This window comes from Amycolatopsis circi, assembly GCF_003385235.1.
Lineage (GTDB): Bacteria > Actinomycetota > Actinomycetes > Mycobacteriales > Pseudonocardiaceae > Amycolatopsis > Amycolatopsis circi.
In genome coordinates, this window is sequence record NZ_PQIA01000086.1 from 1 (window position 1) to 16,391 (window position 16,391).

Annotated in this window: 11 protein-coding genes; 4 read left to right on the top strand and 7 right to left on the bottom strand. The window is 68.6% G+C overall.

Features of this window, described 5'->3' with window-relative positions; translation table 11 throughout:
• Positions 1–769: 769 nt before the first annotated feature.
• From D0D37_RS30025 to D0D37_RS30035, 3 genes are all read right to left on the bottom strand, one after another.
• Positions 770–2,353 carry an amidase gene (locus tag D0D37_RS30025; protein ID WP_116203961.1) on the bottom strand — a complete coding sequence of 528 codons (1,584 nt, stop codon included), beginning with the start codon at positions 2,351–2,353 and terminating at the stop codon, positions 770–772.
• 43 nt (positions 2,354–2,396) lie between these two features.
• Positions 2,397–3,740 (bottom strand): type I glutamate--ammonia ligase, encoded by a 1,344-nt coding sequence (gene glnA / locus D0D37_RS30030; protein WP_116203962.1) that lies wholly within the window; start codon positions 3,738–3,740, stop codon positions 2,397–2,399.
• Positions 3,741–3,804: 64 nt separating this feature from the next.
• On the bottom strand, positions 3,805–5,085 hold the full coding sequence (locus D0D37_RS30035; RefSeq protein ID WP_116203963.1) for an MFS transporter: 1,281 nt from the start codon (positions 5,083–5,085) through the stop codon (positions 3,805–3,807).
• A gap of 92 nt (positions 5,086–5,177) precedes the next feature.
• Here D0D37_RS30035 and D0D37_RS30040 point away from each other — a divergent pair, with 92 nt between their 5' ends.
• Complete coding sequence (locus tag D0D37_RS30040) at positions 5,178–5,813, top strand: LppX_LprAFG lipoprotein (protein WP_116203964.1); 636 nt, start codon at positions 5,178–5,180, stop codon at positions 5,811–5,813.
• On the opposite strand, the gene D0D37_RS30045 is transcribed toward D0D37_RS30040, so the two are convergent.
• Together D0D37_RS30045 and D0D37_RS30050 are read right to left on the bottom strand one after the other, a co-directional pair.
• Complete coding sequence (locus D0D37_RS30045; RefSeq protein WP_116203988.1) at positions 5,810–7,189, bottom strand: alpha/beta hydrolase; 1,380 nt, start codon at positions 7,187–7,189, stop codon at positions 5,810–5,812. The genes D0D37_RS30040 and D0D37_RS30045 overlap by 4 nt on opposite strands.
• Positions 7,190–7,221: 32 nt before the next feature.
• Positions 7,222–8,844: an alpha/beta hydrolase gene (locus D0D37_RS30050; RefSeq protein ID WP_208720213.1), complete on the bottom strand. Its 1,623-nt coding sequence runs from the start codon at positions 8,842–8,844 to the stop codon at positions 7,222–7,224.
• A gap of 99 nt (positions 8,845–8,943) precedes the next feature.
• Here D0D37_RS30050 and secA2 point away from each other — a divergent pair, with 99 nt between their 5' ends.
• The 3 genes from secA2 (at position 8,944) to D0D37_RS30065 (ending at position 14,420) form a co-directional block, all read left to right on the top strand.
• Positions 8,944–11,283, top strand: coding sequence for an accessory Sec system translocase SecA2 (secA2, locus tag D0D37_RS30055; RefSeq protein ID WP_116203965.1), 2,340 nt, complete (start codon positions 8,944–8,946; stop codon positions 11,281–11,283).
• A 103-nt stretch (positions 11,284–11,386) separates the two neighbouring features.
• Positions 11,387–13,108 carry an NAD+ synthase gene (locus D0D37_RS30060; RefSeq protein ID WP_116203966.1) on the top strand — a complete coding sequence of 574 codons (1,722 nt, stop codon included), beginning with the start codon at positions 11,387–11,389 and terminating at the stop codon, positions 13,106–13,108.
• Positions 13,109–13,886: 778 nt separating this feature from the next.
• On the top strand, positions 13,887–14,420 hold the full coding sequence (locus D0D37_RS30065) for a methylated-DNA--[protein]-cysteine S-methyltransferase (protein ID WP_116203967.1): 534 nt from the start codon (positions 13,887–13,889) through the stop codon (positions 14,418–14,420).
• 701 nt (positions 14,421–15,121) lie between these two features.
• Here the strand turns inward: D0D37_RS30065 and D0D37_RS30070 are convergent.
• The gene (locus D0D37_RS30070; protein WP_116203968.1) at positions 15,122–15,703 is read right to left on the bottom strand and encodes a DinB family protein; all 582 of its coding nucleotides are present in this window, start codon (positions 15,701–15,703) and stop codon (positions 15,122–15,124) included.
• A gap of 7 nt (positions 15,704–15,710) precedes the next feature.
• Positions 15,711–16,304, bottom strand: coding sequence for a hypothetical protein (locus D0D37_RS30075; RefSeq protein ID WP_208720214.1), 594 nt, complete (start codon positions 16,302–16,304; stop codon positions 15,711–15,713).
• Positions 16,305–16,391: the final 87 nt, after the last annotated feature.

A 16,391-nucleotide genomic window follows, 5' to 3' on the forward strand; every position in this document is an offset into this window, starting at 1 on the left:
ATGTGTTAAGCACGCCGCCAGCGTTCGTCCTGAGCCAGGATCAAACTCTCCAACAATGCTGTAAAGTTCGATCGAGACTATTCTCAATCATATTTCTCAAAGGAAACCCCGACGAGGGGGTTTCATATATAAGCTCTACTGGCTTAGTTCACTAGCACACTGTTGAGTTCTCAAGCAACACACCTCGAACCAGCCCCGGAATCAACCAGGCCAAGCTCGATGCGTTATTTCAAGCTTTTGGTCGAGCATGCCGGTTCCTACAAGCTAGTCGTAGGGAGTCGGCGGCCGCTCGTGGGCCGACGCTGAACATTACCTGGTCCGTTTCGCGGTGTCAACCCGCTCGGCCCTGGCTCCTGATCGGTGAGGCTTTCGGCCCCGCCGGCCCGGTGTTCCTGGCGACGAAGAGAAGATTACATGCCTTCCAACCCCCCGAAAACAGGGGGGTCACTTAACGGCATCGGCGCTGGTCAGAGCGTTAGCGGCGGGCCGATTCGACCGGTTCGCGGGCCGCTGGGGGCGCTCGGAGGGGCGGCTGAGCGCCTTCGAGTGACCCAGGTCTCCGCCAGGACGCCCTCGGCCCAGCCCACCCGCTGCCCCAGACCACTCCTTCGCGGCCGGATGCGCAACCCAATTCCGCAGGTCAGCCGATTGCCCGGCCACCCAGCCGACCGCGGCCAGCTCCTCCCCGGCAACCGGCCGAAAGAGAAAGCCGCCGGTCAGCGCAGTGCACTGACCGGCGGCCGACAACCTGCGGGCAACCCCGAAAGAGCTACCCAGGCAACCCGGGCAAGTACCGAGGCGGAACCCGGACCGGCGCGACCCGCATGTAGTCCGCGGCCAGGGCGAGCATCTTCCCGTCCGTCCACTGTCCGCCCATGAACGAAATCCCCACCGGCAGCGGTCCGACCGAACCGGCCGGGACGGTGACGTCCGGGTAGCCCGCGACGGCGGCCGGGGTCGAGGACGGGATCACGTCGTTGTCGCCGACCTTGCAGTCCGTCTTCCAAGCCGGCGGGTTCGTCGGCGACGCGATGGCGTCCAGGTCGTACTTCGCGAGGGTCTCGTCCAGCGACCGGCGCGACAGGTCGGTCAACTCGGCCCGGTTCTTCAGGTAGGTCGGATCCTGCGGGCCGGGCGCGGCGAGCGCCTGCTCGAACAGCTCCTGACCAGCGAAGCAGGTGCGTTCCAGCGGGTCAGCGCGGTTGTACGCGACGAGGTCCGCCAGGTTCCGCGGGCCGGTTGGGCGCGTGGCGAGGTAGGCGTCGACGTCGCGGTGGAACTCCGTCAGCAGCGCCGGGAACTCCAGCGCCGAGAGCCGGTCCTGGTACGGCAGGTCCACCTCGACGACCGTCGCGCCGGCGCGTTCCAGCGAGGCTTTCGTCTTGCTGACCACGGCGTCCGTGTCCGGGCCGAGCACCGGCAGCCGCCACAGGCCGATCCGGGCACCGCGCAGGACGCCGGGGCGGAGAAGTTTCGCGTAGTCGGTCGGCTGGGTCGACGGATAGCGCAGGGTCGCCGGGTCGGACGGGTCGCGGCCCTGCAGCACCGAGAGCGTGAGCGCGGTGTCGACGACGTTGCGCGCGATGGGTCCCGCCGTGTCCTGTTCCGCGGAGATCGGGACGACGCCGGTGCGGCTGACGAGCCCGAGGCTCGGTTTGTGGCCGACCGTCGCGGTCATCCCGGCCGGACACACGATCGATCCGTCGGTCTCGCTGCCGATCGCGACCTGCGCGAGCGACGAGGCGACCCCGGCCGCGGATCCGGCGGACGAGCCGCACGGGTTGTGGTCCAGCACGTACGGGTTGTGGGTCTGCCCGCCGACGCCCGACCAGCCGGAAGTCGGCTTCGCGGCGCGGAAGTTGGCCCATTCCGACAGGTTCGCCTTGCCGAGGATCACCGCGCCCGCGTCGCGCAGCCGGGTGATCAGCGTGGCGTCCTTGGCCGGGCGGCTCCGCAGCGCGCGCGAACCGGCGGTGGTCTGCTGGGCGTGGGTGTCGACGTTGTCCTTGACCAGCACCGGGATCCCGTCGAGCGGACCGCGGGTGCGACCGGTCCGGTGCCGCACGTCGCTGGCCGCGGCCTGCGCGAGCGCGGCCGGGTTGAGCGCGAGGACGGCGTTGACCTTTGGGTCCAGCACCCGGATCCGGGCGAGATACGCGCTGGTCAGCCGGGTGGCGGTGAGCTGCCCGGTCGCCATCCGGTGCTGCAGCGACGGGATGTCGGCGCGGTCGAGGTCGAAGTGCAGCTCAGCCGGATCCGAGTGGTCACTCTGCATCGCGACCGCCGGCGGCGCGGTGGCCAAGCCCGCCGCCGCGACCAGTGCGGCGAGTACGGCGGGCAGTCTTTTTCCCATGTTCCGATGCCTCCCCAACGTCGGAGCACGGCCCGGGACCGTTTCAGAGCATCGGCAACAGGGTCCGGAGCTCGTACGGAGTGACCGCGCTCCGGTAGTTGTCCCACTCGACCCGCTTGTTGCGCAAGAAGAAGTCATAAACGTGCTCGCCGAGCGCTTCCGGCAGCAGCTCCGACTTCTCCATCTCGGCGAGCGCCTCGCCGAGGTTCTGCGGCAACTGCGAGTAACCGGCGGCGCGGCGTTCGGAGTCCGACAGCTGCCAGATGTTGTCCTCGGCGGGCGGCGGCAGCTCGTAGCCCTTTTCGATGCCCTTCAGCCCCGCGGCCAGTATCACCGAGTAGGCCAGGTACGGGTTGCACGCCGAATCGAGCGTCCGGATCTCCACCCGCCGCGACGACGCCTTGCCCGGCGAGTACATCGGCACGCGCACGAGCGCCGAGCGGTTCGCCCTCCCCCACGACACCGTCGTCGGAGCCTCGCTGCCGCTGATCAGCCGTTTGTAGGAATTGACCCACTGATTGGTGACGGCGGAGATTTCCTTGGCGTAGTGCAGGACGCCGGCGACGAAGGCCTTGCCGGTCTCGGACAGCTCGTGCGGGTCCTCCGCGTCGTAGAACGCGTTGCGGTCGCCCTCGAACAGGCTGACGTGGGTGTGCATGCCGGAGCCGGGCTGGTCGGTGAACGGCTTCGGCATGAAGGTCGCGCGCACGCCCTGGGTCAGCGCGACCTCCTTGACGACGTAACGGAACGTCATCACGTTGTCGGCCATGGTCAGGGCGTCGGCGTAGCGAAGGTCAATCTCCTGCTGCCCCGGCGCGCCTTCGTGGTGGCTGAATTCGACCGAGATGCCCATCGCCTCGAGGGTTTCGATGGCGTGCCGGCGGAAGTGCGTCGCGGTGGCGTGGCTGGCCTGGTCGAAGTAGCCGCCGTTGTCGGCGGGCTCGGGCTCGCTGCCGTCGTCAGGGCTGTTGGCGAGCAGGAAGAACTCGATCTCCGGGTGCACGTAGCAGGTGAACCCGGCCTCGCTGGCCTTCGACAGCTGGCGGCGCAGGACGTGCCGCGGGTCCGCCCAGGACGGCGAACCGTCGGGCATCGCGATGTCGCAGAACATCCGCGCGGAGTACGGGCCGCCTTCCGGGGTCTCCCACGGCAGCACCTGGAACGTGGAGGGATCGGGCTTGGCGACCATGTCCGACTCGTAGACGCGCGCGAAGCCTTCGATGGCCGAGCCGTCGAAGCCGATGCCCTCGCTGAACGCGCCCTCCAGCTCGGCGGGCGCGACCGCGACGGACTTCAGAAATCCCAGCACGTCGGTGAACCACAGGCGAACGAACCGGATGTCGCGCTCTTCCAAAGTGCGGAGCACGAATTCCTGCTGGCGATCCATGGCCGAACCCTAACCAGCACGTGTTAACGCCATGTTTCACGGGTCACCCCCGTTGGAGTCCGATTTACGCCAAGGCGGCCAGCTGCGGTTTCCGCGACCGGGTGATCGACAGCGACGCGACCGAGGCGATGACCGCGAGCCCGGCGGCGACGTACCAGGCGACCGCGTAATCGCCGAGCTGGTCGCGCACCGCGCCGGCGGCGGAAGCCGCGAACGCCGCGCCCAGCTGATGGCAGGCGAAGACCCAGCCGAACACGATCGGCCCGGCTTCCCCGAAGGAGCGGAGGCAGAGCGCGACCGTCGGCGGAACGGTCGCCACCCAGTCGAGGCCGTAGAAGAGGATGAACGCCCACATGCTCGGCTGGACCGAATTCGTGAACAGCTGCGGCAACAGGGCCAGCGAAACTCCCCGCAACGCGTAGTAGACGCCGAGCAGGATCCGTGGGTCGACACGGTCGGTGAGCCATCCCGACGCGATCGTTCCCACCACGTCGAAGACGCCGACCAGCGCGAGCAGGCTCGCCGCGGTCGTCTGCGGCATGCCGTGGTCGTGCGCGGCCGGGACGAAGTGCGTGCTGACCAACCCGTTCGTGGTCGCCCCGCAGATGGCGAACCCGACGGCGAGTAGCCAGAACGTACGAGTGCGCGCGGCCTGGAACAGCACCGTCAACCCTCGGCGGACAGTGCCGACCTTCGGAGCCGGCCGCTCCACTTCGGTGCCTTCGGGCGCTCCGTACGCGACAGCGCCGACGTCGGCCGGGTGATCGCGTACGGCCAGCAGCACGACCGGGACCACCGCGAGAGCCGCGATGGCGATGACCATGGACGCAGTCCGCCAGCCGTCGTCCACCGCGAGCGACGCGATCAAGGGCAGGAAGATCAGCTGTCCGGTAGCCCCCGCGGCGGTCAGCACGCCGGTTACGACGCCGCGGTGGCGCACGAACCAGCGCGTCGCGACCATCGCGGCGAAGCTCATCGCCATAGAGCCGGTGCCGAGGCCGACGAGCACGCCCCAGCAGAGGATCAACTGCCAGCTGGCGCTCATGAAGACCGTGCCGCCCGCGCCGAGAGCGACGACGCACAGCGCGGTAGCCGCCACCCGACGGATACCGAACCGCTCCATCAGCGCCGCGGCGAAGGGCGCGAAGAGGCCGTAGAGGACGAGGTTGACCGAGACGGCGGACCCGATCGTGGCGCGGGACCAACCGAACTCTTGGTGCAGCGGATCGATCAGAACACCCGGCGCGGCGCGGAAGCCGGCAGCGGCGAGAAGCGCGACGAACGCGGCCGCCGCGACGAACCAGGCGCGGTGCAGGCGGCGGGCAGGACGAGTCTCAACGGTCACGAGCAGTCAGTCTGGTGTGCCGGGAGCGAGGTCGACAGTGGCCGGAAGGACACTATCCGAAAGGATCGGGCCAGCCGAGTAGGCTCTCGCGCATGCTCAGCCGACGTGTCCTGCCGGCGCTGCTGCTCCTCGGGCTGGTCGGCGGTTGCACCGCGGCACCCCCTTTGCCCGCGGCGGACGGGTTGCTCGCCGCCGCCAAGGCGAACTTCTCCAAGGTCCGCAGCCTGCACTTCTCGGTCGGCGTCAACGGGGTGCTGCCCGGCCTGCCGATGACCAAGCTCGTCGGCAACGCGACCCTCAAGAGCGCCGGGCAAGCGAGCGGCAGCGCGGAGTTCACCGATCGGTCGTTCTCGTTCACCGTCTCCGGGCACACCGCGACCACAAAAGACACGAAGGGTCGCGAAACGAGCGGCCCCACGTCCTTCACGGTCGACCGGTTCCTCGGCCCGCATGGCAGCCTGATCCGCCTCCTCGATTCGCTCCGGCAGCCGACAACCGAGATCCGCGAGACGATCCAGCACATCGACGGCTACCGCGTCGGCGGAACCGTGCCCCAGGCCGTCGCGGCGAAGCTGGTGCCGCAGATCCACGCGGACGTGAACGTGAAGATCTGGGTCACGGCCGCGGAACCGCGCCGCTTCGCGCGGATGTGGCTGCAGGTGCCGCCGGCGACGGACCGCGACAGTCCGGTGATGTACGAAGTGCTGTTGACGGATCAGCAGCCCTAGCAGTTGCCGTCTCGGGCGATGGCGGTGTTGAGGTAAGCCGTTGCCGCTTTGTCGACACAGGCGTTGCCCTTGAGGAACGCTGCGTGCTGTACGTCGTCGACAGTCAGCAGTGCGGCGTTGAGGTCTTTCGCGAGCGCTACGCCTTGGCGGTACGGCGTAGCGGGATCGTGCTTCGTCGAGATGACAAGTGTCTTCGGCAGGCCGGGCGCGGATGGACGATGGGTTCGCGAGGTGGGCGGTACCGGCCAGGTCGAGCAGGTGTCGAGTTCGTGCGCGTCGGGCGAGCTGCCGGTCAGGAACGGCGCACCGGTGAGCATCTGGCGGTGCGCGGCGTCGATGGTCGCCCGGTCGGTGACGCGGTCATAGTCGACGCAGCGGACGGCGTAGTAGGCGTCGAATGCTCCGCTGTAATGGCCGTTCTGGTCGCGTTGGTAGTAGGCGTCGGCCATCTGGAGCAGCTTCGTGCCGCGATGCTCGGTCGCGAGTTCTTCCAGTGCCTGCTGCAGATTCGGCCACTGCGCCCGGGAGTAGAGCGCGGCTTCGGTCGCGGTGACGGCGTCGGAGAAGAACAGTCCGCGGCCAGCTAGCGCGGGAACTGGAGCGCGGGCGATTCGCTGGAAATCGGCGGTCGCGTCGCCGGATAGTGGGCACCCAGGACGCTTCGCGCACCACTGCGCGAAGCGGGTGAAGGCGTCCTGAAACCCGGCGGTCTGGGCGATGAGCGTCTGCGGCAAGTTCTGTGCGGGGTCGATGGCACCGTCGAGGACCATGGCACGCACCTTGTCCGGGTACGCCTCCGCGTACGCCGAACCGATCTGCGTGCCGTACGAGTAGCCGAGGTAGGTGAGCTTCGCGTCACCGAGGGCGGCGCGAAGCGCGTCGAGGTCACGTACGACCTCTCGCGTGCCTACGTGGGCGAGGAAGTCCGCACCGGTCATCTTGAGACAGCCGGCCACACTCCCGACGCCCGACGTACGAGCCGCGTCCTGCTCGGCATCCGACCGGCAGCGGATGCGCGGCTCGCTCGCATGCACACCGCGAGGATCGAAGCCGACCAAGTCGAACTGTTCGGCGAGCTTCCCCGCAGGCTGCGCCAATGTCGCCGCCGCAGTCATCCCCGAACTGCCCGGCCCACCGGGGTTGAGCACGAGAGACCCGATCCGGTGCGCCGGATCGGTGGCCCGATGCCGCAGCAAACCGATCGACACTGTCCGGCCCTGCGGGTTCGCGTAGTCGAGCGGCACCGTCAGCCGGGCACAGTCGACCGACTGATCCGCGTACAGGCCCTTCTCGAAAGCGGTCTGCGCGTACGGCGCACACGGCCCCCAATCGAGCGCGGGCTGCTGGCTCGCGCAAGCCGTGGCGGCGAGCATCATCGCCACCACTGTTGCCGCGAGCCAGCGCAACGTCAGCTCGACTTACAGCGAGTGCCGTCCGGCGGTGTCGTGCCGTCGATCAGGTAATCCGTCCCCGCCTTGTCGACGCACGCGTTGCCCTGCAGGAACACCGTGTGCTGCGTCCCCTCGAAGGTCAACAGCGAACCCTTCAGCGCCTTCGCGAGATTCACGCCCGCCTGGTACGGCGTCGCGGGGTCGTTCGTCGTCGAGATCGTCAGGGTCTTCGGCAGGCCCTCGACGTTCGGCTCGTGCGGCTTCGACGTGTTCGGCACTGGCCAGAACGCGCACGCGTCGCGGGCGGAGCTGGGTTGACGGCCGTCGTCGAGGAAGGGCGCGGCCTTTACGTATTTCTCCTGGCCTTCGAGGATCTGCTTCGGATCGGTGACTCGCGGGTCGTCGACGCAGCGGACCGCGATAAAGGCGTCTTGCGTGGTGCCGTAGCTGCCGTCCGGATTGCGCTCGTTGTAGATGTCGGCGAGCTTCTCCAACGTCGCGCCGCGCTGCAGCTTCAGCTCGTTCAGCCCGGTGTTCAGGTACTCCCAGAGGTTTTGCTGGTAGAGGGCCTGTATGGCGCCAGTGGTCGCGTCGTCATACGACAGCTTGCGGCCGTCGCCCACCGGCACCGGGAAGTCGATCAGCCGGCGCGTGAGGTCTTGGAACTGCTTCGTCGCTTCGGCCGGGTCGTGGCCGAGCGCGCAGTCCTGACGCGCCGCGCACCACTTCGCGAACTCGTTGAACGCTCCGCCGAAGCCTTGGCCCTGCGCGACGAGCGAGTCCTCCGGGCTCTGCGTCGGGTCGACAGCTCCGTCGAGAACGAGTGCGCGCACGTTCTTCGGGAAGGTCTCCGCGTACGTGGACCCGATGCGCGTGCCGTATGAGTAGCCGAGGTACGTGAGCTTCTCGTCGCCGAGGACGCTTCGCAGCACGTCCATGTCCCTGACGACGTCGCGCGTACCGACGTGCGCGAGCATGTCGTCGCCGTACTTCGTCCGCTGTACGCACTTCGCGGCGAAGTCCTTCTGTTCCGTCTCCTGCTTCGCGACGCCCGCCGGAGAACCGTCGGTCTCGCTGTCGTCGGCGCGATCGGCGTCGCGCTCGGGTCCGGTCAGGCATTTGATCTGCGGTTCGCTGGCCCCGATCCCCCGCGGGTCGAAGCCGACGAGGTCGAACCGGTCGCCCAGATCGGACTTCGACACCTGGTCGAGCAGGCCCGCCGCGGCGACCATGCCCGAAGCGCCCGGTCCGCCCGGGTTCACCACGAGCGAACCGATTTTCTTGCCCGGATCGCTCGCGCGGTGCCGCAGCACGCCGATGGTGATCGTCTGCCCGTCCGGTTTGTCATAGTTCAACGGAACCGTGAGCCGTCCGCACTCGATTCCCTGCGTCTTGAAGGCGGACCGCGCGTCGTCCGAGGTCGCGTAGGGTGCACACGCGGACCAGGACACGCTCTGCCCGTAGAACCGCGACAGTCCGGCGGGCACCGGGCCCACCGGCGCGTGCGATTCGACCGTCGGCGCGAGCGCGGACTGGTCGGGCTTGGACGAGCACGCCACGAGCGTGGTCGCGAGCAGGCCGGCAGCCGCTAACGCGACGAACGGATGGACTTTCGGGCTGGCGCTGGGATGACGTGGCACGGTTTGATCGTGCCATCCGGGTGCGGAACTCGAACGCACCGTCGGCGCGTTGGGCAGTGCGGGTGCGACCGGAGACACATCGACACGAGGAGACCAGGGGTGGCACTGATCAGCCGGGTGGGCAAGCGGCTCCGCCGGATCATCCAGCGGCCGGGCAGCGTCGAGCTGACCCGCTACGAAGCGCTGCTGCCCGCCGTCGAGAAGCTCGAACCGGAGCTGGAGAAGCTCGAGGACGCCGAGCTCACCGAGCGCGCGGGCAAGCTGCGGGACGCCATCGGCGGGGCCGCCTCGTTCACCGACGGCCAGCTGATCGAGATCTGCGCGCTCGGCCGCGAGGCCGCCCGGCGCAAGCTCGGCGAGCGGGCCTTCGACGTGCAGCTGCTCGGCACCATGGGCCTGCTCACCGGCCACGTCGTGCAGATGGAGACCGGTGAGGGCAAGACGCTCGCCGGCGCGCTGGCCGGCGCCGGCTACGCGCTGCGCGGCCGCCGCGTGCACGTGGTCACCGTCAACGACTACCTCGCCCGCCGCGACGCGGAGTGGATGGGCCCGGTGTACGACCTGCTCGGCGTCACCGTCGGCTGGGTCGAACCGGCGCACTCGAAGGAGGAGCGCAAGGAGGCCTACGGCAAGGAGGTCACCTACGGCGCGGTCGCCGAAATCGGCTTCGACGTGCTGCGCGACCGGCTGGTGACCAATGCCGACGACCTGGTGCAGAAGGCTCCCCAGGTGGCGATCGTCGACGAGGCCGACTCGGTGCTGGTCGACGAGGCGCGCGTGCCGCTGGTCATGGCCGGTTCGATCGACCACAACGACGCCGACGAGGAGGTCGCCAAGATCGTCCGGCGGCTGCGCCTCGGCCTGCACTACGAGACCGACTCCGAGGGCCGCAACGCCTGGCTGACCAGCGCCGGAGCGTCGGTCGTGGAGAAGTCGCTCGGCGGGGTCGACCTGTACGACGAGTCCGGTTCGGACCGGCTCGCCGCGGTGAACGTCGCCCTGCACGCGCACGCGCTGCTCACCCGCGACGTCGACTACCTGGTCCGCGACGGCAAGGTGCAGCTGATCAACGCCGCCCGCGGCCGCGTCGCCGAACTGCAGCGCTGGCCGGACGGCCTCCAGGCCGCGGTCGAGGCGAAGGAGCAGGTCACCGCCACCGACCGGGGCGAAATCCTCGACTCGATCACCGTGCAGGCGCTGCTCGCGCGCTACCCCGAGGTCGCGGGCATGACCGGTACCGCCGTCGCGGTCGCCGAGCAGCTGCGCGAGTTCTACAAGCTCGAGGTCGCGGTCATCCCGCCGAACACCCCGAACGTCCGCGAGGATCTGCAGGACCGCGTCTTCGCCTCGCCGTCGCAGAAGCTGCGCGCGATCGAGGAGGAGATCCGCACGGTGCACGAGACCGGGCGGCCGATCCTCGTCGGAACCCAGGACGTCGCCGAGTCCGAGGAGCTGGCGGAGAAGCTGGCGAAGGCCGAGCTGCCGTGCGTTGTGCTGAACGCGCGCAACGACGCCGAAGAGGCCGCGATCATCGCCGAGGCGGGCAAGAAGGGCGCGGTCACCGTGTCCACGCAGATGGCCGGTCGCGGTACCGACATCCGGCTCGGCGGCAGCGACGGCACGACCCGGGAAGAGGTCGCCGAGCTGGGCGGCCTGCACGTGATCGGCACCGCGCGGTATCCGTCGAGCCGTCTCGACGGACAGCTGCGCGGCCGGTCCGGACGACAGGGCGACCCGGGCAGCGCGATCTTCTTCGCGAGCCTCAACGACGACCTCGTGCTGTCGAACGCGCCGGACCTGCCGGACGGCATCGACGCGGACACCGAGACCGGCGAGATCACCGACCCGGCCGCGCACCGGCAGCTCAACCACGCCCAGCGCGTCGCCGAGGGTGTCGACCTGGAGATCCACCGCAACACCTGGCGCTACACCCGGCTGATCGAGCGGCAGCGCGCCGAACTGCTGGAGCACCGGGACAAGGTGCTGCACACCGGGCTCGCGGCGGAGGAGCTGGAGAAGGCGCAGCCGGAGAAGTTCGCCGAGCTGAAGGAAAAGCTGGACGACTCCGACCGGCTCGAGCAGGTGTGCCGCGAGGTCCGGCTGTTCCATCTCGACCAGCTGTGGTCGGACCACCTGGCGTACCTCACCGACGTGCGCGAGAGCATCCACCTGCGCGCGCTGGCCCGCGAGACGCCGCTGGACGAGTTCCACCGCGCGGCGATCCCGGAGTTCCACAAGATCATCGCCGAATCCGCCTCGCGCGCGGCGAAGACGCTCGAGGAAGCCGAGATCACCGACGACGGCCTCGACCTCGAGGAGGTGGGCGTGCGGCGGGCGAACACGACGTGGACGTACCTGGTGCACGACAACCCGTTCGACTCGGACTTCGAGCAGACGGTCAAGAAGGTGCGCAGCATGATGCGGATGAAGAAGTCCTGATTCCTGCTTTCGAAGGGCTCCTCGCCTCGGGTGAGGGGCCCTTCGCCGTTCTCTGGCTCACCTCCGCGTAGTTTCTGTCGGTCCGGTGGGACAGAATGGCGGCATGCCGCAACTGCGCATCGCACTGGCCCAGGTCAACACCACCGTCGGCGACATCGACGGGAACACCGCGCTCACCGTCGAGTGGACCCGCAAGGCCGCCGAGGCGGGCGCGCACGTCGTCGTGTTCCCGGAGATGTCCCAGACCGGTTATCCGGTCGAGGACCTCACGCTCCGGCGCACGTTCGCCGACGCGTCCCGGCGCTCGGTGACCGAACTGGCGCGCCGGCTCGACGAGGCAGGCTGCGGCGAGGTGCTCGCGTACGTCGGCTACCTCGACCACGACGAGATCGGCCCGCGCGACGCCGCGGCGGCGCTGTACCGCGGCGAGGTCGTCGCCCGGCAGTTCAAGCACCACCTGCCGAACTACGGCGTGTTCGACGAGCACCGGTATTTCAAGCCGGGCACCGAACTCGAGGTCCTGCGGCTGCACGGCGTCGACATCGGCATGGTGATCTGCGAGGACATCTGGCAGGACGGCGGCCCGATCTCCGCGCTGGGCAAGGCCGGGGTCGACCTGGTGGTCGCGCCGAACGCGTCGCCGTACGAGCGGTCGAAGGACGAACAGCGGCTGCCGCTGATCGCCCGGCGAGCGGCCGAGGCGGGCGCGCCGCTGGTGTACACGAACCAGGTCGGCGGACAGGACGACCTGGTCTTCGACGGTGACTCGCTGGTGGTCGGCGCGGACGGGACTTTGCTCGCGCGGGCGCCGCAGTTCGTGGAACACCTGCTGGTGCTGGATTTGGACCTGCCTTCGGCTAGTGCGGCTGCCGCGGGCTCTTTCGACGGCTTGGAGGTGCACCGGCGAGTGCTTAATGACTCGCCGCTGGTCGCGTACTCGCCGCTGGTCGCTCCGACGATCAGCGAACCGCTGTCGGACGAGGCCGAGGTGTGGTCGGCGCTGGTCGTCGGACTGCGCGATTACGTGCACAAGAACGGCTTCTCGTCGGTTACGTTCGGTTTCTCCGGCGGAATCGACTCAGCGGTCTGCGCGGCGCTGGCGGCGGACGCACTCGGCGGCGACAACGTGTACGGCGTCTCGATGCCGTCGAAGTACTCGTCTTCGCACTCGCGGGATGACGCCTCCGACTTGGCGGAGCGGATCGGGGCGCACTACCGGGTCGAGCCGATCGGCGAAATGGTTGACGTGTATGTCAATCAGCTGCAGCTGACCGGGCTCGCGGAGGAGAACATCCAGGCGCGGGTGCGCGGGATGCTGCTGATGGCGCTGTCCAATTTGGACGGTCACCTGGTGCTGGCGACCGGCAACAAGACCGAGCTGGCAGTCGGCTACTCGACCATTTACGGCGACGCGGTCGGAGCGTTCGCGCCGATCAAGGACCTGTTCAAGACGCACGTGTGGCAGCTGGCGCGGTGGCGGAACGAGGAGGCGGCGAAGCGAGGGGAAACGCCGCCGATCCCGGAAAACTCGATCACGAAACCGCCGTCGGCGGAGCTGCGGCCGGACCAGAAGGACTCGGATTCGCTGCCGGATTACGAGCTGCTGGACGATGTTCTGGACGATTACGTCGAGAACGACCGGGGCTACGCGGATCTGCTCGAGGCGGGGTTCGGCCCGGAGACGATCGACCGGGTCGTGCGGATGGTCGACCGAGCCGAGTACAAACGGCGGCAGTACCCGCCGGGCACGAAGATCACGTTCAAGGCGTTCGGGCGGGATCGGCGGCTTCCGATGACCAACGGATGGCGGGAACGGAAGTCCTGATCGGGGGTTCTGCCTCGAGCTGGGTTTCGGGGGCCGTGGGCGGGGCTGTTTAGCGCGGTTCGGCTGGGGCGGCTGGGTTTTCGGTCTGCGCTTCGCGGAGTTGACTTGGTCGCCCAGCACGGCTGGCTCGAACGGCTGGGTTTTCGGGCTCGGTTCGCGGAGTTGGCTTGGGTTGCCCGGCGCGGCTGGCCGGACTGGCTCGAACGGGCCGGTTTCGGCCTCGCTTCGCAGAGTTGGCTTGGCCGCCCGGCGCGGCCCGTTGGGCTGACTCGAACAACTCGGCTTCGGCCCCGCGTCGCAGGATCGGCTTGGCTTGCCCGGCGCGGCTGGCCGGACTAGCTCGAACGACTGGGTTTTTCGGACTTGCTTCGCGGAGTGGTTGGGCATTGCTGACGGGGTTGCCCGGCGCTGGCTGCCAGTTGGCTGGGCTTGGCCTGCGGTCGGCTGAGTGCTGGGCACGGCTCGCCGGGCTTCCCGCTTCGGCCAGTTCGCGGACGCAGCCAGCTGGGGTTTCCGGCTCGGCCGACCAGTTCTCGACTTGGTTGGTTGCGGCTTCGGATGTCGCCAGCCCCTTGCCAGACATGATCTGCCGGGCTGCTGAACGCGGTGATCGTCGGGCTGCCGGTGTTGTGGGCGCAGCTTGTCTCCGGCCGGTTTTGCGATCGGGCTTGCCTGGCTCGCAGTGTCCTTCGCGGGAGCCGGCCCGGCCCTGTGCGGCTCCAGGGTCGTGTCGTTTTCTCGCCAGTTTCTGTCGGTGCCGGGTCGTAGGCTGAGCGGTATGACGGTTGGATACACGGTGTTCGACACCCCGATCGGGGCCTGCGGCCTCGCCTGGCGGGACGGTGCGGTGATCGGGACCGCGCTGCCGGGAAGTTCGGCTGAGCGGACGCGCGCGCACCTCGCGACCCGCTTCCCGGACGCGGTGGAATCGCCGGTGCCGGAGGAACTTCGCGCGGTCGTGGACGATGTCGTCGCGCTGCTGTCGGGAGAGGCTCGCGACTTGCATGCGGCTCCGTTGGATTACCGGGAAGTACCGGAGTTCAACCGGCGCGCGTACGACGTCGCTCGGGCTATTCCGCCGGGGAAGGTTCTGACGTACGGGGACATCGCGCATCAGCTGGGTGCGCCGGGCTCCGCGCAGGCCGTCGGGCAGGCGATGGGGAGCAATCCGTTTCCGATCATCGTGCCGTGCCACCGGGTTTTGGGAGCGGGCAAGAACACCGGCGGCTTTTCGGCTCCAGGCGGGGTCGAGACGAAACGGCGGATGCTGGTGATCGAAGGGGCGTTTCCGGAGGAACCGACTCTGTTCTGACCGGTCGGCCGCGGACGCCCTCTGCTCTTCCGAGAGGTAAGCGCTCCGGAGTCTCCTTGGCTTCCGCGCGTCTTTTAGCCTGAGGCCTTGGCGCACTCGGTCGGAATCCAGCCACACCCCCAGCGCCGCAGGGTTTCCCACCGAGTGCACCAAACTTGCCGGGACGCAGACAATCAAGGCCACCCGTTCGGCAACTCACCGGGGGGGCGGCAGCCCAAACGCTGCCAGCCAGCCGATCAAACGTTCCAGCCCACTCCCCTCGCCAGCCAGGCCAGTGAGCCGACCGCCGCGGCTTGCAGAGGCAGTCCCGACCCGCGTGGCTCAGTCATCCCAGCCAGCCGACCCGACCCAGCCATTGCGGACAGCGGCTTCCCGCCCCTCGACCAGTTGGGCTAAGCCACCGCGCCTGGCTCAGCCATCGCAACTATCCGGACTGTGCGACCTTCACGGCCGGACACTCCCGCTCGCTCAGCCGTCGCGGTTAATCGGCCAGCCCGACCTCCACAACCAGCCCCGACCTGGATCGCTCAGCCGTCACAGCTGACCGAGCCACTGATCCGCACGAACCAGCTCACTCCACCGGTTCCCACGCCCGCAACCATCCCGCACCTCCGGACAGCCCGACCTGCACAACCAGGCCGACCCTGGCCCGGATCGCTCAGTCGCCGCAATTGACGAACCAGCGATCAGCGAGAACCAGCTCACTCCGCCGGTTTCCACGGCTTCAGCCAGTCCGTCTCCGGCCAGCCCTCCGCCGCGGCTTGCAGGGGCATAGCTGTGGCACCGTCCAGAGATTCTCGGACGATGTCGGCGTGGCCGGCGTGCCGGGCGGTTTCTTCGATCAGGTGCAGCAGCACCCAGCGGACGGACCAGGCTGGCACGTCGTCCGGGAACCACGGCACGTCTTTCGGGACTGGGACTTCCTGGTTCAGGTCCGCGATCCCGGCGATGACCTCTTCGGTGCGGGCGGCGACTTGGTCGTAGGCGGCGAAGGCCGACTCCAGGGTTTCGTCCGGGCCGAGGCGGTGGTTTTCCTGGTAGATCGCCATGCTTTCGGCGAAGGGCTTCGGCGGGATGCGCAGCACCCGGTCGATCCACTCGCTTTCGGTGGACGACACGTGCTTCAGCAGTCCGCCGACGCTCAGCGCGCTCGCGCTGGGGACGGCGCGCGCCTGGTCGTCGGTCAGGCCGTACGCGGCCGTCTTCATCGCTTGCCGTTGTTGGGCCAGGAAACCGAGCAAACCGCCGCGTTCGTCGGGGGTTGGGGAGACGTTGCCAGCCATGGTGGCCTCACTTCCGGTGTCTGTTGCTCCGCAGCATCGCACCCGCCACCGACATTTTTCGGCCGCGGACCGGCACCGGGGTCTGCACGACGAACGCGCCGCCTATCACGACCTGCGTCGCGTGCACCACCAGCTGAACTCGGGTGAACACGCCTTCCAGGTGCCCGGCCAGCGTCGACGCCACCACCAGCGCCCACGCGATCAGCACGACCACCAGGCAACCCACTGCCCAGGCGCGCCAGCCGGCTGGCCACCAGAAGACCAGGCTCAGCGCGCCGACGGCGACGGATGCGCTCAGCAGGTTCGGGGTCACCACAGTCTCTGGAACCCCGGCGCACACCATCAGCACGATCCCGAACACTGACACCGAAACCGACGTCAGGCGCCCGCTCCAGTGTGCTGGCGCGAGTCGCATCAGGGCTGGCCCGGTCAGCAGGAAGGCCAGGCCGCCGATTCCGGCCGCGATCTGGAAGACCGGTTGTGCATAGAACAAATCCCAGACCGGCTGGTCGGTCGGCGACACCCCGGTCTGCATGAAGAACTCCAGCAGCCACGCGGAATATCCCGCCAAACCCAGTCCGAGCAGGACTATCGAAGCCACCCGCGCAGCATGCACTTGCCCACCCTAAGCGAATCTCTGCGACGAAGTGCCGGATGGTGTCACACCCGTGACTTACCGGAGGTTCCG